This window comes from Duganella sp. OV510, from assembly GCF_900100205.1.
In the GTDB taxonomy this organism is placed as follows: Bacteria; Pseudomonadota; Gammaproteobacteria; order Burkholderiales; family Burkholderiaceae_D; genus Rugamonas.
The window spans coordinates 1,462,298-1,480,913 of sequence record NZ_FNEQ01000001.1; the positions used below are offsets into that span (position 1 = coordinate 1,462,298).

General features: G+C 62.4%; 18 protein-coding genes. 6 read left to right on the forward strand and 12 right to left on the reverse strand.

Annotated features, from left to right (window positions below):
• Positions 1–10: 10 nt before the first annotated feature.
• From leuB to BLS51_RS06850, 6 genes are all read right to left on the reverse strand, one after another.
• Positions 11–1,078 carry a 3-isopropylmalate dehydrogenase gene (gene leuB, locus BLS51_RS06825; protein WP_090176137.1) on the reverse strand — a complete coding sequence of 356 codons (1,068 nt, stop codon included), beginning with the start codon at positions 1,076–1,078 and terminating at the stop codon, positions 11–13.
• Positions 1,079–1,086: 8 nt separating this feature from the next.
• Positions 1,087–1,734, reverse strand: coding sequence for a 3-isopropylmalate dehydratase small subunit (gene leuD, locus BLS51_RS06830; RefSeq protein ID WP_090176132.1), 648 nt, complete (start codon positions 1,732–1,734; stop codon positions 1,087–1,089).
• A 39-nt stretch (positions 1,735–1,773) separates the two neighbouring features.
• Positions 1,774–1,899: an entericidin A/B family lipoprotein gene (locus tag BLS51_RS06835; RefSeq protein WP_090176130.1), complete on the reverse strand. Its 126-nt coding sequence runs from the start codon at positions 1,897–1,899 to the stop codon at positions 1,774–1,776.
• A gap of 48 nt (positions 1,900–1,947) precedes the next feature.
• Positions 1,948–3,351: a 3-isopropylmalate dehydratase large subunit gene (leuC, locus tag BLS51_RS06840; protein WP_090176126.1), complete on the reverse strand. Its 1,404-nt coding sequence runs from the start codon at positions 3,349–3,351 to the stop codon at positions 1,948–1,950.
• Positions 3,352–3,540: 189 nt separating this feature from the next.
• Entirely contained in the window at positions 3,541–5,439 is a 1,899-nt protein-coding gene (locus BLS51_RS06845) for a chemotaxis protein CheA (protein ID WP_090176120.1), read from the reverse strand.
• Positions 5,439–6,266, reverse strand: a complete 828-nt coding sequence (locus BLS51_RS06850) for a protein phosphatase CheZ (protein ID WP_090176117.1) — start codon at positions 6,264–6,266, stop codon at positions 5,439–5,441. Before BLS51_RS06850 ends, BLS51_RS06845 begins: the two co-directional genes overlap by 1 nt.
• A 265-nt stretch (positions 6,267–6,531) precedes the next feature.
• Here BLS51_RS06850 and BLS51_RS06855 point away from each other — a divergent pair, with 265 nt between their 5' ends.
• The 6 genes from BLS51_RS06855 to BLS51_RS06880 all read left to right on the forward strand — a co-directional run bounded on the left by BLS51_RS06855 (position 6,532) and on the right by BLS51_RS06880 (position 10,861).
• Positions 6,532–6,999 carry a universal stress protein gene (locus BLS51_RS06855; protein ID WP_090176114.1) on the forward strand — a complete coding sequence of 156 codons (468 nt, stop codon included), beginning with the start codon at positions 6,532–6,534 and terminating at the stop codon, positions 6,997–6,999.
• A gap of 88 nt (positions 7,000–7,087) precedes the next feature.
• The gene (locus tag BLS51_RS06860; RefSeq protein ID WP_090176109.1) at positions 7,088–7,732 is read left to right on the forward strand and encodes a response regulator; all 645 of its coding nucleotides are present in this window, start codon (positions 7,088–7,090) and stop codon (positions 7,730–7,732) included.
• A 201-nt stretch (positions 7,733–7,933) separates the two neighbouring features.
• Positions 7,934–8,728: a Crp/Fnr family transcriptional regulator gene (locus BLS51_RS06865; protein WP_090180478.1), complete on the forward strand. Its 795-nt coding sequence runs from the start codon at positions 7,934–7,936 to the stop codon at positions 8,726–8,728.
• Between the two features lie 173 nt (positions 8,729–8,901).
• A complete protein-coding gene (gene hemP, locus BLS51_RS06870; RefSeq protein ID WP_175472521.1) occupies positions 8,902–9,102 on the forward strand; it encodes a hemin uptake protein HemP in 201 nt (66 codons plus the stop codon).
• A 112-nt stretch (positions 9,103–9,214) separates the two neighbouring features.
• Complete coding sequence (locus tag BLS51_RS06875; RefSeq protein WP_090176099.1) at positions 9,215–9,547, forward strand: hypothetical protein; 333 nt, start codon at positions 9,215–9,217, stop codon at positions 9,545–9,547.
• 15 nt (positions 9,548–9,562) lie between these two features.
• Complete coding sequence (locus BLS51_RS06880) at positions 9,563–10,861, forward strand: DUF2325 domain-containing protein (RefSeq protein WP_090176096.1); 1,299 nt, start codon at positions 9,563–9,565, stop codon at positions 10,859–10,861.
• A gap of 96 nt (positions 10,862–10,957) precedes the next feature.
• Here BLS51_RS06880 and BLS51_RS06885 read toward each other — a convergent pair whose 3' ends face one another.
• The 6 genes from BLS51_RS06885 to BLS51_RS06910 form a co-directional block, all read right to left on the reverse strand.
• The gene (locus BLS51_RS06885; protein ID WP_090176092.1) at positions 10,958–13,732 is read right to left on the reverse strand and encodes a TonB-dependent receptor; all 2,775 of its coding nucleotides are present in this window, start codon (positions 13,730–13,732) and stop codon (positions 10,958–10,960) included.
• Between the two features lie 342 nt (positions 13,733–14,074).
• Positions 14,075–15,436 carry a sulfite reductase subunit alpha gene (locus BLS51_RS06890; RefSeq protein ID WP_090176089.1) on the reverse strand — a complete coding sequence of 454 codons (1,362 nt, stop codon included), beginning with the start codon at positions 15,434–15,436 and terminating at the stop codon, positions 14,075–14,077.
• Complete coding sequence (locus tag BLS51_RS06895; protein ID WP_090176086.1) at positions 15,433–16,458, reverse strand: FAD:protein FMN transferase; 1,026 nt, start codon at positions 16,456–16,458, stop codon at positions 15,433–15,435. Before BLS51_RS06895 ends, BLS51_RS06890 begins: the two co-directional genes overlap by 4 nt.
• A gap of 7 nt (positions 16,459–16,465) precedes the next feature.
• Entirely contained in the window at positions 16,466–17,308 is an 843-nt protein-coding gene (locus BLS51_RS06900) for a DUF4198 domain-containing protein (protein WP_090176083.1), read from the reverse strand.
• A 14-nt stretch (positions 17,309–17,322) separates the two neighbouring features.
• Entirely contained in the window at positions 17,323–17,832 is a 510-nt protein-coding gene (locus tag BLS51_RS06905) for a DUF2271 domain-containing protein (RefSeq protein ID WP_090176080.1), read from the reverse strand.
• Between the two features lie 18 nt (positions 17,833–17,850).
• Entirely contained in the window at positions 17,851–18,498 is a 648-nt protein-coding gene (locus BLS51_RS06910) for a PepSY-associated TM helix domain-containing protein (protein WP_090176077.1), read from the reverse strand.
• Positions 18,499–18,616 lie beyond the last annotated feature (118 nt).

Sequence of the window (18,616 nt, forward strand, 5' to 3'; positions counted from 1 at the left end):
TATGTGATCGTTACAGTGCCGCGACGACAGCGTTGCCCATCTCTTCGGTGCCCACCCTGGTGGTGCCCGGTTCGTAGATGTCGGCGGTGCGCAGGCCTTGCGCCAGCACTTTCTTGACGGCGTTTTCGATGCGGTCCGCCTGCTCCACCTTGTTCAGCGAGAAGCGCAGCATCATCGCCGCCGACAGGATGGTCGCCAGCGGATTGGCGATGCCCTTGCCGGCGATGTCCGGCGCCGAACCGTGCGACGGCTCGTACAGGCCCTTGTTGTTGGCATCCAGCGAAGCCGATGGCAGCATGCCGATCGAACCGGTCAGCATCGCCGCCGCGTCCGACAGGATGTCGCCGAACATATTGCCGGTGACGATGACATCGAATTTCTTCGGCGCGCGCACCAGCTGCATGGCGGCGTTGTCGACGTACATATGGTCCAGTGCGACGTCCGGATATTCCTTGTGGACGTCGGTGACGATGTCCTTCCAGAACTGGAAGGTCTCCAGCACATTCGCCTTGTCCACCGAAGTCAGGCGCTTGTCGCGTTTTTGCGCGGCCTGGAAGGCCACATGGGCGATGCGGCGGATTTCGCCTTCCGCATAGCGCATGGTGTCGAAGCCTTCGCGCTGGCCCTTGAACGGACCATCCGGGCACTCGCGCACGCCGCGCGGCTGGCCGAAATAAATGTCGCCGGTCAGTTCGCGCACGATCAGGATGTCCAGGCCCGAAACGATTTCCGGCTTCAGCGTCGAGGCGTTGGCCAGTTCCGGGTACAGGATGGCCGGACGCAGATTGCCGAACAGGCCGAGGTTCTTGCGCAGGCCCAGAATCGCCTGCTCCGGACGCAGCGGGCGATCCAGCGTGTCGTACTTCCAGTCGCCGACAGCGCCGAACAGCACCGCGTCCGCATCCTTGGCCAGCTTCAGCGTGGCTTCCGGCAGCGGGTGGCCGCTGGCTTCGTAGCCGGCGCCGCCGACCGGCGCGGTTTCCATCTCAAATTTTTCGTCCAGTGCGTTCAGCACCCTGACCGCTTGGGTGACGATTTCCGGGCCGATGCCATCGCCCGGGAGGATTGCGATTTTCATGTTTATCTTTAGATGACGTTAGCCAACCATGGTTGGTTTGCCAGATGGCGCTCTTCGAATGCACGGATAGTGTCGGCGTGGCGCAGCGTCAGGCCGATATCGTCGAGCCCGTTCATCAGGCAGTATTTGCGGAAGGCGTCGATCTCGAATGGGTAGGAGACGCTGCCATTGCTGGTGGAAATGCGCTGCTGCTCAAGGTCGACCACCAGTTTGTATCCGGGGAAAGCCTTGACTTCGTTGAACAGATGATCAATCTGCGCTTCACTCAAAACGATCGGCAGCAAGCCGCTCTTGAAACAGTTGTTGAAGAAGATGTCGGCAAACGACGGCGCCACCACGGCGCGGAAGCCGTACTGGTCGAGCGCCCACGGCGCGTGCTCGCGCGACGAGCCGCAGCCGAAATTCTTGCGGGTCAGCAGGATCGACGCGCCCTGGTAGCGCGGCTCGTTCAGCACGAAGTCCGGATTCAGCGGACGCTGGCTGTTGTCCATGCCGGGTTCGCCGTGGTCGAGGTAGCGCCACTCGTCAAACAGGTTGGGGCCGAAGCCGGTGCGGTGAATGGACTTCAGGAACTGCTTCGGGATGATGGCGTCGGTATCGACATTGGCGCGATCCAGCGGCGCGACCAGCCCTTCATAAATGGTAAATTTTTCCATGATCGTTACTCTGTAGACGGGCGCCTGGCCCGCCGGTTTTTAATGGCCCGAGGCGCCCTGCACCGCTTGTCCCGCTCGCTGAATGTCCTTGCCGACACCGGAAACGGTGTTGCAGCCGGTCAGCACGAAGGTGGCGATAATGGTCAGTGCGAAGATCTTTTTCATGATGGGTTCCTTCCAGTTTTGGTGCGGCGCCTCAGCCGCGTTCTTGTATCAGTGCAGTGCGCGTACGTCGACGAAGTGGCCGGCGATACCGGCTGCCGCAGCCATGGCCGGCGACACCAGGTGGGTGCGGCCGCCCTGGCCCTGACGGCCTTCGAAGTTGCGGTTGGACGTCGATGCGCAGCGTTCGCCCGGTTCCAGGCGGTCGGCGTTCATCGCCAGACACATCGAGCAGCCTGGTTCGCGCCACTCGAAACCGGCATCCTTGAAGATACGGTCCAGGCCTTCGCGCTCGGCCTGCTCTTTGACCAGGCCAGAGCCCGGCACCACCAGCGCCAGCTTGACGTTGGACGCGCGGTGCTTACCGCGCACCACGGCGGCGGCGGCACGCAAGTCTTCAATGCGCGAGTTGGTGCAGGAACCGATGAACACCTTGTCGATGCGGATATCTTCAATCGCGGTATTCGGCTTCAGGTTCATATAGACCAGTGCCTTTTCCATGGCGCTGCGCTTGACGCTGTCCTTTTCCTGGTCCGGGTCCGGCACACGGCCGTCAACCGGCAGCACCATTTCCGGCGAGGTGCCCCAGGTGACCTGCGGCTTGATCTCGGCAGCGTTCAGCGTCACCACCAGGTCGAATTTGGCGCCCGGATCGGTGTGCAGCGTGCGCCAGTAGGCCACCGCCAGCTCCCATTGCGGGCCGGCCGGCGAGAACGGACGGCCTTTGACATAATTGATGGTGGTGTCGTCAACGCCGATGATGCCGGCACGGGCGCCCGCCTCGATCGCCATATTGCAGACCGTCATGCGGCCTTCCATCGACAGCGCGCGGATGGTGGAGCCGCCAAACTCGATACAGTAGCCATTGCCGCCGGCGGTGCCGATCTTGCCGATGATGGCCAGCACGATGTCCTTGGAGGTGACGCCAGCCGGCAGCGCGCCGTTGACTTCCACCAGCATGGCCTTGGATTTTTTCTGCAGCAGCGTCTGGGTGGCCAGCACGTGTTCCACTTCCGAGGTGCCGATGCCGTGCGCCAGCGCGCCGAAGGCGCCATGGGTCGACGTATGCGAATCGCCGCACACCACGGTCATGCCCGGCAGCGTCGCGCCCTGCTCGGGGCCGATCACGTGCACGATGCCCTGGCGCTTGTCGTTCATGTTGAAGTAGGTCAGGCCGTAGGACTTGGCGTTGTTGTCAAGCGTTTCCACTTGCAGGCGCGAGACCGGGTCGGCGATGCCTTCGGCGCGCGAGGTGGTCGGCACATTGTGGTCGGCCACGGCAAGGTTGGCCGACAGGCGCCATGGCTGGCGGTTGGCGGCGCGCAGGCCGTCAAATGCTTGCGGGCTGGTCACTTCGTGGACCAGGTGGCGGTCAATATAGAGGATGGTGGTGCCGTCTTCCTCGGTGTTGACGACGTGGGATTCCCAGAGTTTGTCGTAAAGCGTCTTCATGATGTCTTTATGCTACTGCTACTATTATCCAACTTGATTATGCCATATTGTGCAATGCAATAGCAGCCACCGCTGTCCAGCCTCTTGAGCCCGACGCCTTCTGCCTACCGATCCACGTGGTATGACCCCTAAATACAAAAAAGCCTGCGTGTGAACGCAGGCTTTTTAATCCTTCGGGCCTGATCTTCCGACTCAGGCCGCCATGCGTACACTACCTCTACAACCGTCCATTAGGAACGATAGGCCTACCACTAGCACCAGCTCGCCCTCTGCAGAGCGCGCCGTGCCGGTAATGCCCTCGACGGTAATCGCGGTCATCGGTTTGATCACCAGGTCGGCAGTGCCATCGACCGCTTCCACAGCCAGGATGTACGGCTGTGGTGCCGAGACAACAATACCCACCTTCTCGCGGCAGCTGTCGTAGCCCAGCGAGTCGGCCAGCGAACGTACCGGCAGCGGACGGCCCTGATCCTTGAGCACCGGGGCGCCGCCGACTTCCATGAAGACTTCCGGCAGCTCGACCACACGCTGCACCACGGCCATCGGCAGCGCCAGCGCGGCGCCCGAGGTCGAAACCAGCATGGTCGGCACGATCGACAGCTCGATCGGCAGGCGGATCGAGAACTTGGTGCCCTTGCCCAGCTCGGACTCGATCTGGATCGCGCCGCGGTTCTTCTCCACGGCGGTCTTCACCACGTCCATGCCGACGCCGCGGCCGGACACGCTCGACGCCACTTCCTTGGTCGAGAAACCTGGCAAGAATACCAGTTGCAGGCAATCGTCGGTGGTTAACTGTGCCGATTCGGAGATCAGGCCCTTCTGCATCGCCTTCGCGCGCAGCTTGACCGGGTCCATGCCCTTGCCGTCGTCCTGCAGCACGATCATGACGCTGTTGGCTTCCTGCCAGGCTTTCAGCTGGATGAAGGACTTGATCGGCTTGCCGGCGGCGATACGCTCTTCCGGCGTCTCGACGCCGTGGTCCAGCGAATTGCGCAGCATGTGCACCAGCGGATCGTACAGCGAGTCCACCACCACGCGGTCGACTTCGGTTTCCGCGCCTTCGATGTTCAGATCGACTTCCTTGCCCAGGTCCTTGGCCAGCTCGCGCACCAGGCGCGGGAATTTCTGGAACAGGCGGCCAACCGGCTGCATGCGGGTCGCCAGTGTGGCGCGTTGCAGTTCGGTCGAGTAGCGCGAGGCACGTTCCAGCGTTTCCGCCAGCGTTGCCATCAGCGTCTGCGCCTGGCCTTCAAACTTGAATTGCAGCAGGCGTTCCAGCAGCACGGCAGCCTGGTTGGCGGCCTGTACCGATTCGCCAGCCACTTCCAGCAGCGCATCCAGCTTGACGGCGTCGATACGGATCGATTCTTCCTTGGCCGGCGCGCTCTGCGGACGCTCTTCGCGCTTCTCGGCGGCTTCGCGGCGGGCAGCCGGGGCCGCCTTGACTTCGGCTGCGACAGCGGCAATTTCAGCAGCGCTTGGCGGCATCACGGCAGCAGCAATCGGCGCCGCAACCGCAGCCGGCGCAGGCGCCGAGCGGGTGAAGCTACCGGCTGGCACCACGGCTTCGTACATGCCTTCCCAGTCGAGGCCGTCGGCCGATGGCGCAGCGGCGGGCGCAGCCACGGCTACCGCAGCGGCCGGGGCTGGTGCTGGTGCCGGGGCTGGCGCAGGTGCAGGTGCGGCAGCGGCTGGCGCCGAGCCGGTCTTGCCGGCGATGGCGTCGTTCAGCAGCGTTTCCAGATCTTTCGGCAAGGCCGGCAGGCTGTCCGGCTCAGCGCCGTTGTTCAGCTCAGCCAGCTGGTCGGCCACAAAGCCCGAAGCTTGCAGTGCGGCTTCGATCGACAGCGGCGTTACCGGCGCGGCGCCGGTACGCAGTGCGTCAAACAGATTTTCGGTCAGGTGGCAGGCGGTGACCATTGCTGGCAGGCCCATGAAACCGGCGCCGCCCTTGATGGTGTGGAAGGAGCGGAACACCGCATTCAGCGTTTCCTTGTTTTCCGGATCGCGTTCGAGGCGCAGCAGGTGCTCCTCGACGTTGACCGCCAGATCCATCGCCTCGACGACGAAATCCTTCAGCATATCGTCCATTAGAACCCCAGATCGGCAAGCAGATCGTCAACACTATCCTGATTCAGTGCCACCGTCGGCGCCGACGGGCCGGACATCAGGGACACCTCTTTCTGGGCGATTTTCTCTTTGACCGCCGGTGGCGCATTGTCGCGCAGCAGCGTGGCCAGTTCACTCTCGACGGTTTTCGTGATGTTCACCACTTTCTTGATCAATTGACCGGTGATGTCCTGGAAGTCCTGGGCCATCATGATTTCCAGCAGGCGGGCTTTCTCGGTCTCGGTGGCGGCCGACACGGCGATGGCGAACTGCTGCGAGTCGCCGGCCAGCTGCTTGAACTGCTCCAGGCTGAGCTTGCCCGCGAACAGGTCGGCCCAGCGGTTTTCCATGTCTTTCGACTGTTTCGACAGGTTGTCCTGGTCAGGCATCGCCTCGTCCAGCGTGTTCAGCACCTTGTTGGCCGCCTGTTCGGTCAGCGTGGCCACGTATTCCAGGCGGTCCTGGGCATCGTTGATCTGGGTCGACGCCTCGGTCAGCGCCTTGTCGTAGCCCAGCTCGCGCAGCGAATCGTGCAGCAGGCGCACAATGCCACCCAGGCGTTCGAACATCGCCTTGCCTTCTTCCGGTTCACCTTCGCCCTCGCCTTCGGCGGCAACGGCAGCGGCGGCAGGAGCGGCAACCGCCACCACCTCGGCCGGACGGGCGGCGGCGACTTCTTCAAACAGGCTTTCCAGGTCGTCTTCGGCACTGGCGGCTGCAGGCGCAGGCGCTGGAGCTGGCGCTGCGGTCTTGCTCTGAGCGGACACTTCTTCAAATAAGGCGTCGAAATCGTCAGCGGCGTTAGTCATAATCCCTGCTTCTCCATATTGATAAGTTACTGCCTAAACTTGCTGTATTTGGAGATACTAACATTGGATAGATCGCCGAGGAACGCCGCATGACACAAAAGTAGTGCTTTAGTGCAAAAAAAAGGTGTAAAACGCATAAAAGCCCACACCCTGTCGCACAGCACAAAGCGCTTTTATTTGATAAACATCAAGTCTTTCCATCCTGTTAATAATGTAAATCGCGACTACAATAAAGTGGTGCGCTGATACTGAACGGAGGTTCATCATGTACCGGAAAATCCTGATCACCACCGACGGCTCGGCCGTCTCCAGCAAGACCGCCTGCGCCGGCGTGCAGTTTGCCGAACAGCTGGGCGCCGAGGTGCTGGCGCTGTTCGTGGCGCCGGAATACCAGTACCCGATCTATGTGGAAATCATCCCGCCCAGCTACCCCAGCGAAGACGAATACCGCGCCGCCATGCAGCGCGCCGGCCAGGACCACACGCACGACATCGCCGAGTCCTGCGCCAGGCGCGGCGTGCGCTGCGAGACCATCACCGCCTTCCACGAAAGCGCGGCGGCGAAAATCGTCGAGGTGGCGCAGCAGCACGGCTGCGACCTGATCTTCATGGGCTCGCACGGGCGCAGCGGCTGGGGCCAGCTGCTGCTGGGCAGCGTCACCAACAAGGTGTTGCAGCATTCCAGGATACCGGTGCTGGTGCACCGCCTGATCAAGGAACCGGGCAGCAAATAACATCCGCGCGGCGCGTATTTTGTAGTAGGATCACAAGGTTAATTCAAGAGTAATAATACTTACTATTAATAAACTTTTGGTGACCCCCATGATACGCATTGTGATTGCCGACGACCACACCATCATGCGCGAAGGCCTGAAGCGCATCCTTGATGGCGCGCCGGACATCGACATCGTGGGCGAAGCCATCGACGGCTTCGAGGTGCTTGGCCATGTGCGCCAGGGCGGCTTCGACCTGTTGTTGCTGGACCTGTCGATGCCCGGCCGCAGCGGCGTCGACCTGATCCGCCAGATCAAGGCCGAGGCGCCCAAGCTGGCCATTCTGATCCTCACCATGCACGAGGAAGAACAATACGCGGTGCGCGCCATCCGCGCCGGCGCCCAGGGCTATCTGACCAAGGAAAGCGCCGGCACCCAGCTGGTGGGGGCGATCCGCAAGGTTGCCTCCGGCCGCCCCTATATCAGCACCGAAGTGGCCGAGCAGCTGGCGCTCAACATCATGATGCCGCACGAGTCGCTGCTGCATAAACAGCTGTCGGACCGCGAGTTCGAGGTGTTCTCGCTGCTGGTGGCCGGGCGCTCGATTACCGAGATCGCCAACAGCCTGCACCTGAGCGTCAAGACCGTCAGCACCCACAAGACCCGCATCATGCAGAAGATGGGCATGAGCTCGCTGTCGGAAATGGTGCAGTACGCGGTCGCGCACCGGCTGCTGTCCCCCTTCAAGACCTGAGAAGCAGGCTCGTCTGTAGGACTTATCCTACAAACACTAGCCTGACTCCTACCTCCAGATTCAGCCATTGCTGATATCTATCCTACCGCTGTGTTGGCATACTGAAACCATACCGTCCAGATACGTGCCCACAGGAGACCCGCCATGCTGTCTACGCAAACGTCTGAAATTCGTCCGGCCTCGACGGCGCTGCAGTCGTCGATGGAAGCCGGCCGCCAGCGTCAAGGGCGGCTCTGGTCGAACCTGAAGGAAGTCTGCGACATCCTGCACATCCCCGCCGCCAGCTCGATGGCCAACGAGGAACTGCTGTTCCAGCACGTGCAGTTCAAGACCGGCCAGCGCATCCACACCATCGGCCAGCCGTTCGACACACTGTACATTGTCAATTCCGGCTTCCTCAAAACCGTGCTGATCGACGAATACGGCAACGAACAGGTGCTCAGCTTCCCGATGAAGGGCGACATGCTGGGCGTCGACGGCATCCACACCCGCCACTACTCGTCGGAGGCGGTCGCGCTGTCGGACTGCGACCTGATCCTGCTGCCATTCAAGAAGCTTACCGCGCTGGGCCGCATCCACCTGGAACTGGAGAACATGATGTACGGCGTCATGAGTCGCGAACTGGTGCGCGAGCAGGCGATGATCGGCATGCTGGGCGCGCTCAGCGCCGAGGCGCGCGTAGCGCGCTTCCTGGTGGCACTGGCCGAACGCTTCGCGCAGATGGGCTATTCCAGCAAGCTGTTCAACCTGCGCATGACGCGCCACGAAATCGGCAGCTACCTTGGGCTGACGCTGGAAACCGTCAGCCGCACCTTGTCGGCCTTCAACGAAATCGGTCTGATCAGCGTCGACCAGCGCACCATCGGCATCAAAGATCCGGAAGCGCTGAAAACCCTGCGCCGCCTGCCGCCGTCGCGCAGCCGGGCCAGGCCCTCTACCGCCCGCAACAAGCGTGGCGCCACCGAACCGTCCGGGCAGTTGCTGGCGGCGTTGTAGCATCTCAGTATTACCTCCCGCATTACCCAGCCTTGGGCCCGGTTTCCTGCCGGGCCATTTTTTTATCGTCTAATTTTTTATCGTCTATATAACTGAAAAACGCTTGCATTCCTGTCCCGCTTCTACAATAATGAATGCAAATACGAATCATTCTTATTTAAGGAGAAGCGAAGATGATTACGACCACCCCTGCGATGCCCCCTGTAGTTGTTGCCCACCCAGTCGCCGCCGTTGCCGCGCAAGCGGTCAAGCCGGTCAAGCGCATCACCAGCGCCAGCCTGATGGACGGCGGCCGCGAGCTGGAAATCGAACATTCGGGCCGGGTCTACCGTCTGCGCATCACTCAGCTGAACAAGCTGATTCTCACCGCCTGAGTACCAGTTAACTGTGCGTTAAAGGGGCGCCGCCGCGCCCCACTCTCCCCCCCCCCTTGAGTAGCCAGCCGCGTCCGCCAGCCAAACTCTCTTTCCGAACCAGGAGCGTCTGATGGCCATCGAACATAGCAACCCGATTTTCCTCGCCCCATCGCATGGCGGCCACAATCCCGAACTGATGCTGTCGGCCGTGCTGCATCTGATGTCGCACTACACCGCCGGCAGCGACGATGCGGGTGGCTGCGTCAAGCTGGCCTCGGTCATCGAGCGCCACCTGAAAGCGCTGGCCACCCTGCCCGACCTTTCGCCGGTGCTGAGCGCCACCTGCGCGCAACTGTCGGAACAGTGGGCAAGCGAGGTCGAGCGCAATATGCACGAGCAGGAAAAAACCAATTTCCTCAGCCGCATCATGGCACGCGCGCGCACCGCGCCGTCGGTGGCCTGAGGGAGCGTTCTGACCATGTGCGAGAAACACGATCCATTGGCGGCCATCATTGCCGCCTCGATGCCGCAGGTGGCCGGCCCCGTCGCCAGCCCGGTACAGCGCCCGGCTGAGCAAGCGGCCAAGCCGCAAGTCATCAAGCCCATCATTAACAACGTGCTGAATGTGCTGGCGAAAGAGCCCGAAGCGCAGGCTTCGCGCCGCCGCCGGCTGTGGGAACTGGGGCATGCCTGCCACTGCCCGCTGGTTGGCGTCGGTTTCCCGCTGGGCGTGCTGCGCAAGCTGGTCGACAAGGTCACCAACGGCAAGGTGGTGGCCGATGATTACGAAGTCCACGTTGGCGCGGTCACCGAATGCGGTAGCCGCAACCGCCTGTCGGAGGCGTTGCAGAAGGAACTGGAACGCCGCTATGCCGCCGTGCTGCTGCGCTTCCGCAATGCCAAGAGCACCGAACAGGTGGCCGACATGTGGCGCAACGCGGTCAACAACGGCGATGTCGCCGGCGCCTTCTGGGCCGGCCTGACGCACCCGCGCTGCACCTCGGAGCTGGAAGAACAGATGTGCCGCGACCTGCACATGGTGCAGCACCAGGCGGGCGCCTGCGTGCGCGCCGACATCACTAAATTTAACGCCACGCTGGACGAGAACAAGCGCCTGACGCACGACCTGGCCAAGGCACAGCAGCGCGCCGCCGCGCTGATGGCGGAGAAGACTACCGATGCGGAAAAACATGCGGCACAGCTGATGCAGCTGCGCGCGCAGGTAGTCGGCAAGGACAGCATGGTCGACTCGCTGAAAGTCGAGCTGGAACAGTTGCGCGACTCGATCCCCGGCCTGGAGTCGCGCGCCAAGCTGGCCGAACGCCTGGGGCAGATGGAAGAACGCGAGCGCGCCATGCGCCAGCAGATGGCCGAGTTGCGGGTCGAACTGGCGCGCGCGCTGGAAGCGCCGGTGCCGGTGCCGGAAGCAGCGCCGCAGGTGGTCGAGCATGTGATGAAAATGCCGCTCAGCCTGCGCGAGCGCGCGGTGCTGTGTGTCGGCGGCCGCAACGGCAACGTCGCCAGCTACCGTGAACTGATCGAGCGCGAAGGCGCGCAATTCAGCCATCACGACGGCGGCCTGGAGGATAACGCCAACCGCCTGGAAGCCAGCCTGGCGGCGGCCGACCTGGTGATCTGCCAGACCGGCTGCATCAGCCACAGCGCCTACTGGCGGGTCAAGGACTACTGCAAGCGCAACGGCAAGCGCTGCGTGTTCATCGACAATCCGTCGATCTCCAGCCTGGCGCGCGGCCTCGAACAAGCCAGCGCCGTTTAATTTCTTTCCCAATAAGAAAAAACTCCCACCTGCACTGGGCGCGGTCTTGACCGCGTCCAGGCTGGTGGGAGTTTTTTATCTGACTAGCCCTTCAGCTTAGAAGGTGTAGTTGCCGGTCAGGTAGAACGTACGGCCCATAGGGTCGGCGTAACGTGGATCGTAACCAACCTGGTGGCCCGACGACGAACGCAGCGACAGCGGTGGATCGCGGTCAGCCAGGTTCTTCACGCCAGCGCGCAGAGCGATGGCTTTGGTTGCTTGCCATTTGCCTTGCCAGTCGATGGTCAGGTGCGAAGGAACGTGGATACGGAAGGTTTCGTTCTTCAGGGTCGCCAGGTTGTAAGCGGTAGCCGACGCGTCGGTGTAGCCGTTACGGTAGTTGACGATCAGCGAGTTCGAGAACGCGCCGGTATCCAGCACGCTGGCCAGACGGACGATGTGGCGGAACGATACGGCATCATTGATACCGAAGGTGTTCATGCTGTTGGTCCAGTCGCCCGAGGTACCTGGAACGGTGTAATCCGATTTCAGCAGATAGGTGCCGTTCAGGGTATTGGTCCAGTTACCGAAGCCAAACTTGTGACGATAGCTGGTTTCCCAGTCGATACCCTGGTTGTGGGTCTGGCCGATGTTGATCGACAGCGTCTGCTTGGCCCACTCGGTCTGGCCGTTGCCTGGATTGACGAAGGTGGTGAACAGCTGGCGGAACTTGACTGGATCAGCAAAGATCTGGGCTTCCGACACCGACGACACGGCATCACGGATCTTCACATCCCACAGGTCAGCCTGTACGTGCCACGACGAGGTTGGCTCGAAGCGGAAACCGACGGTGAACTGCTTCGATTTCTCTGGTTTCAGGTTTTCGTTACCACCCGAGACCACGTAGTACTGCGCCTTGCCTGGACGGCAGTAGGACTGGTTTTCCGCGGCCAGGTTGGCTGGGCAGTCATACGAAGCAGCGGTGAAGCCTGCAGCCACCAGCGGCTGGCCGATGTCCAGCATCGAAGGCGCCTTGAAGCCGGTGCCATACGAACCACGCACCAGGAACGACTGGGTAGGCTGCCAACGGGCCGATACCTTGTAGGTGCTGGCCGATTCCTTGTTGCCCATCTCGCGGTTAGCCAGATTGTTTTTCACTGCTTCGATGGTGTCGTAACGAGCCGCGCCGCTGATCTCGAACGACTTCACAACAGGGATGCTCACCTCGGTGAACACGCCGTAGTTATTACGTTCCATATCGTAGGCAGCCGAGGTGCTGAAGCCGTAGATATCCGCCGAAGTGGCGTTTGGCGTTTGCTTGTAGTGGTAGTTGCGGTAGTCGCCGCCCAGCGCGATTTGCGCGGTACCTGCCGGCAGTTTGAACAGTTCATGCGAGGCGCGGGCATCGATGCCTTTCAGCGTGGTCGATGCTTCGCGGATCGAGCCGTTGAACACCGAATTGGCGATCAGGGCCTTGGTCGCGGCGCTTTGCTGGCCAGCTGGCAGGAACGGGTTGAACTGGTTGTTGGTCAGCATGCTGCGGAACTCGGCGTTCTTCTGATAGCCGCCCACATAGCGCTCGTCGATGGCGTTCTGCGACCAGGTCAGGCCGGTGCCGAAGCTCCAGGTGCCGATCTCGCCTTCAGCGCCCAGCACGAAGTTTTTCGACTCGGTGATGGTTTCGCTGTCGCGGGTGCCCCAGTCGTAGGTACGATAGCTGACGCTGGCGGCGGTCAGGTTGGCGTCCTGTGCAGCGGTCAAGTAAGGCTTGACATAGCCGTCGTACAGGGCCGAACCCTTGGCAACGGCGATCGAGGTGGCGTTAGGAGCGATACGCGCGGTCAGGTCCAGACGCGAGTAAGCCGCTTCAGCGAACACTTCGATGCTGTCGGTGGCGCGCCAGGTGACTTTACCGAAGGCGCTGTCACGACGGCTTTCCGGCACGATCTCGATGGTCGAGGTCGAATCGAAACCGCAGTTCACTGCAGTGGCGGTGTTGTTGTACGAAGGCTGTTGCATCGGGCCGCAATTGCCGCCATTGGCGCGCGCGTACGGATTGAAAGCGATCGACGAGGTCGAGGTCGGGGTCACGCCGTTGCGGTAGGTGGCGCTGACGTTGCCTGGAATCGCCGAGGTGCTCGAACGGTCCCACACGTAGTTGTTGCCGTTCCAGCTGAATGGACGGAACGAGGTGTTGGCGAAGTCGCGGTCGGTTGCTTTCAGCTGGCTCTGTTCGTCGTGACGCAGCGACAGCATGACGTTGTAGCGGTTTTCGTCCAGATCGCCGAAGCCGTAGGTAGCGCTGAAGTTGGTGGCATCACCAGCGCGGCCTTTGCCAGGCTGCGACCAGGTTGCTTCGGCGGAACCGCCTTGCAGGTTTTTCTTCAGGATGAAGTTGATCACGCCGGCGATGGCGTCGGAGCCGTACAGGGCCGAAGCGCCGTCGGTCAGGATCTCGACACGCTCAACCGCGCTCATCGGAATGGCGTTCAGGTTGATCGCCGAGCCGGAACCCTGCGGGGCGATACGACGGCCGTTCAGCAGCACCAGGGTGTAGCTTTCGCCGATATCGTGGATCGAGGCCGATACGCGGCCGCCCGAGTTGGTGCCGGCTGCAACAGCGGCAATGGTGAAGCCTTGCATCGAAGGCAGTGCCTGGATCAGGTCGGCAACCGAGGTCGCGCCGGTTTTCGCGATCTGCTCGGAGGTCAGGCGTTGCACTGGCAGCGCGCCTTCGACGTTGATACGCTTGATGGCGGAACCGGTAATCTCAACACGCTGGATGGCCTGCTCTTCTTGTGCCGATGCCTGGCCTGCGAACAGTGTGGAACCGGCCAGGACTGCGAGTGCCAGACGCACGGATCGGGCGCCTACTTTCTCTTGCAATTTCATTCATTACTCCCTGTAATGTGGTTATTTAAACAACAATGAGCAAGGAGGGGCATGTTCGCGCCTTGACGGGCCGGGAAAAGCCTTACGAAGAAATAGCCGGTAGGCCACTACGCAGGACATCACAGGATCTGGCTAGGCGACGAGACATTCTTTGCTCATCAACCAATGATTATGTAACGGGGCTGTAACAGAATGTGTAGGTTTTTTACTTAAAGCAGTGAAGAAAAAACATTATTCAAGGAAATATAGCGAATATTCAGCATTTCCAAAATTCAAAAGAATTTAATATGGCTAAATCCGTTTTCCACCGACAGCATTCGTGGCGGATTTGCCACGTTTATTTTAGTAAACATCCCGTTGATAACGCTTTTCAACTATCAAGTTGTCTAGTTGATCACGCCCTAGTATATCTGCCAGCGCATGATCGACCCCTGCGGCCATGCCTTGCAGGCTGCCGCAGACATAAATCGCCGCGCCATCGGCCACCCACGCGCGCACTTGGTCGGCACGCGCGGGCAGCAAATCCTGCACATAGCGTTCGGCGCCGCCGTCGCGCGACCAGGCCAGATCCAGCGTCAGTTGACCAGCCTGGCGCAGCGCCTCCAGCTCGGCACGGTAGTGGAAGTCGTAGGCGCCGTTGCGCTCGCCAAACAGCAGCCAGTTGCGGCCCTGCCCGGCCAGCGCGCGCGCCTTCAGGTGGCCGCGCAGGCCGGCAATGCCGCTGCCGTTGCCGATCAGGATCAGCGGGCGGGCGGCGTTGCCCTCCAGGCGGAAACGGCGGTGCTGGCGGCAGCGAAGTTGCAGCGTGCCGCCCGGCGCCAGTTGCTGCGTCAGCCAGCCGGACGCCACGCCGTGGCTACCATCGGCATGACTGTGCAGGCGCACCAGCAGGTGCACGCGGCCGTCGGCCGGGATCGAGGCGATCGAGTATTCACGCGGATGGGCCGGATCGGCTGGCGCCGCGATCTGCACCAGGTCGCCGGACTGCCAGTCCGGCAGCACGCCGCTCACCGGCACCAGCTCCAGATGGTAGACCGGGGCGCCGGCGCTGCCTTCGTTCAGGTGCACGCGCTCGCTCAGGCGCCATGCGTCAAACGCTGGCGCGCTCCAGTCCGGCGCGTCGCTGGTGCCGGCCAGATGGCTCAACTGCTGGCGCCACTCGCCGATGGCGGCCTCCGAACTGCGGTCGACCTCGATGCGCGGGAACAGGCTTTGCGCGCCCTGCGCCTGCAGCCACTGGTCCAGCGCGCGGCCGAAGCCGCAGAACTGCCCATACGAGCGGTCGCCCAGCGCCAGTACAGCGTAGTGCAGCTGCGGCAGCGGCAGCGAGGTGGTCATCAGGCGCCCGGCAAAGGCGGCAGCGGCGTCCGGTGCATCGCCCTCGCCGTAGGTGCTGACCAGGAACAGGATGCGCTCGGCGCCCTGCAAATCTTCCGCCCCCAGCTCGGACAATTCAGCCAGCCGCGCCGGGATGCCGGCCAGCTTCAGTGTGGCGCTGGTTTGCTGCGCCAGCTCTTCAGCCACGCCGGTCTGGCTGGCGTAGCTGACGATCCAGCCGGGTGACGCCGCTGCTTCCGCCTTGGCGCGCGCGGCGGCCAGGCGCTTGCGGCGCCAGCGCAGGTAAGGCACCAGGCATACCAGCGCGTAAGCCACGCTCATGCCCGCCACCAGCATCAATCGGGTGGGGTCGTTGGTCCAGATCATTCGTCTAACATGCTGCGTAAGGGGGGGCTCAGGATTTCAGTAAAACTACCATCGGGCTGGCGCACGACAAAGCGCGCTGCCAGGCCCTGCCGCTCGGCCAGTTGCAGGCCATCGCGGCTGCCCAGCACGGTCAGCGCGGTGGACCAGGCGTCGGCCGCCATGCATTGCGGGTGCACCACGGTGACCGAGGCCAGCTCATTGGCGATCGGCATGCCGCTGCGCGGATCGATGGTATGCGAGTAGCGCTGGCCGTCCAGCTTGAAATAGCGGCGGTAGTCGCCCGAGGTGGCGACCGCCAGGCCGTGCAGCGCCAGCGCCAGCTCGCCCGGCACGACGGCGTCCGGCGCCGCGTCGCTGACCTGCTCCAGCATCACCCACCACGGTTGCCCGTCCGGCTTGACGCCGGCGCCGCGCAGCTCGCCGCCCACCTCGACCAGGTGGTGCGCAAAGCCCTGCGTTTTCAGATAGTAGGACAGCCGGTCGACGCTGTAACCCTTGGCCACCGCCGACAAATCCAGCTGCACGCCGCCCGGTTGCAGGGCCTTGCGGCCCTCGCGCTGCAACTGCACCGGCCGCGCCGCCAGCTGGGCGCGGGCGATGGCGATTTCATCGGCCGACGGTGGCACGAAGTCCGGCTGGTCGAAGCGTCCCCACGGGCCGAATCCCCACAGGTTGACCAGCGAGCCGGCGGTCGGGTCGTAGGCGCCGCCGGAGGCGCGCGCCACGTCCATGGCAAAAGACAGTACGTCAAAGAACGCCGGCGGCAAGCTGTGCCAGCTGTCATGGGGCGCGCGGTTGAAGCGGCCCAGGTCGGATTCGGTTTCCCAGTGGCTCATCTCGGCCACGATGGTATCAAGCTGCTGTTGCAGCCCGTTCTGCAAATGCGCGCAGGCGGCATCCGGCGCAGCCACCAGCCGCACCGACCAGCTGGTGCCCATGCTGCGGCCAGCGTAATCGCGGATCACGCCGCCTGCTGGCGCCGGGTCGTCGGAAATAATGTGAGGCAGAAGAACCCGGCGCATGCCAGCCTTAGTCCGGCAGGATTTCCAGCACAGCGGCGTAGCTGGCGCGACGCGGCGCCATCTGCGGCGGCTGGCCTGGCACCGGCGCGGCGGCGGCCGGCCAGCTGCTGCTGACCATGTAGGCGCCAGCGGCCGGCAGCGTCAGCGTCAGCTCGCCCTTGGCGTCGGTGTTCTGACGGATCTCGCCCAGCGTGCCGCGATAGCGCACGCCGCCCGGAATCAGGCTGACGCCCAGGTTGGCGGCGGGCTTGCCGTCCAACAGCAGGCGCCAGGTGACTTTCTCGCCGGAGCGCAGCTCGTTCGGATGGCTGACCGGCACCAGTTCCAGGCCTTTGCCGCTTGGCTTCAGCACATCGTTGCTCGGATCGCCGTTGGTGACAAAGGTTTCCAGGCGGTTTTCGTTACGCGACAGCTTGACCTCGGTGGCGTCGGCCGGCACATCCTTGGCCAGCGTTTCCTCGCTGCCGCGGAAACGCTTGGTGGCGCCTTCCTTGTCCTTGTAGCTGCCGAACACGCTTTGCGTCACCAGCGCGATCCTGTAGGTGCCCGGCTTGGTCAGTTTCAGGTCGAAGGTATTGCGCAGCTTGCCGTTGTTGACATTCTCCGGCGTAACCTTGATGCCGCCAGGGCCGGTCACATCGATGCCATCGATTTTCAGCGGCACGTGGTCGATATCGAACAGGCCTTCGGACACCGCAGCGTCCACCGTCACCCAGGCGGCGCCGTCGCGGCCCGCTTCCACCAGCGTCGACGATGGCAGTATCCACGGCTTGTGCGCCTGTGCATTCAGCGAAACGAAGGACAAGCCGGCCAGTGCCAGCGCGATCAACGACTTATTGAATTTATTCATATCCCCGCCTGTTGTTATGGTTTGACTTGCACAACGACCGCACCCAGCTCTTCCTTGCCCTTGCCGGTCACGTTCTGTGCCGACTGAGGCGGCCATTGCAGCGGTACCTTGACCACTTCGCGGCCACCGGCTTCGCGCGAGGCTTCCACCAGCACCGTGTACTGGCCGGCTGGCAGCTTGTCCAGTGCGCCTTTCGGAATATTCAGCGTGGTTTCGCCCGGAGCGCGGGTGGCGCCGGAAACGCCGTCCATCGGCATGGTCAGCTCGCGGCCGGTCTTGCGCCACCAGGTACGCATGTCCTTCAGCCACTTGGTGCCGACATTGTCCTTCTTTTTGACGTCGTACAGCACGGCCAGGTTGGCCACCACTTTCTGGTCCGCGTTCTCGACCCAGGCGGCGATGTAAGGACGGTGGTATTCGGCCACGTTCAGTTGCGGCACGTCGAGTTTGAGGGCCAGGTCGGCGGCCATGGCCGAAGCACTGGCAAGTGGCAGACTAAGCGCGATGGAGTAGCGTAATTTCATGGAGGTCCTGTCGTGAGATTAATGAATAAACAGCGCTGCTATAACTACGGGTATCAACACACCCAGGCCCACCATCGGCCAGGTGAACGGGCGATTCGTCGCATGGAACTTCAAAATCAGCAAGCCGGTAAGGCAGAACACCAGGCACAGCACGGCAAAAATGTCGATGAACCAGTTCCACGCCGGACCGGTGTTGCGGCCCTTGTGGACATCGTTCAGCCAGGACACCCAGCCACGGTCGGTGTTTTCAAATTCGGCGGCGCCGTCTTCCAGGCCGATGCGCACCCAGGCGTCGCCGCCGGCTTTCGGCATCGGCAGGTAGACCTCGTCGGCAGCCCATTCGGCGGCGCGGCCGCCGGCCTGCACCTTGAAAGCATCCTTCAGCCACTGCTCGACCGGTTGCGGCAGCGGCTCCTTGGCGCCGTCATGCTGCTCGGCATAGCTGCGCAGTTGCGCCGTCAACGCTTCCGGCAGCTGCGCCTGCTGGTTGGTGACCACCGGCTTGGCCTCGATCTGCGAAGCGTGGTTCAGCGTGATGCCGGTGACCGAAAACAGCACCATGCACAGCAGACACATGGCCGAACTGACCCAGTGCCACTGGTGCAAATGCTTCAGCCAGACAGCGCGGCTGGCATTGCGGGCGGTATTGGCGCTGGGTACGCTCACGGTACATCCTTCAGGCGAAAAATACAAATGATAATGATTATCATTTGAATGGTCAACTCATCTTGTGTATCTGTTATGTAAAGAACAGTACGGGGCGGGCTGGCGCGCTAACGTGGGC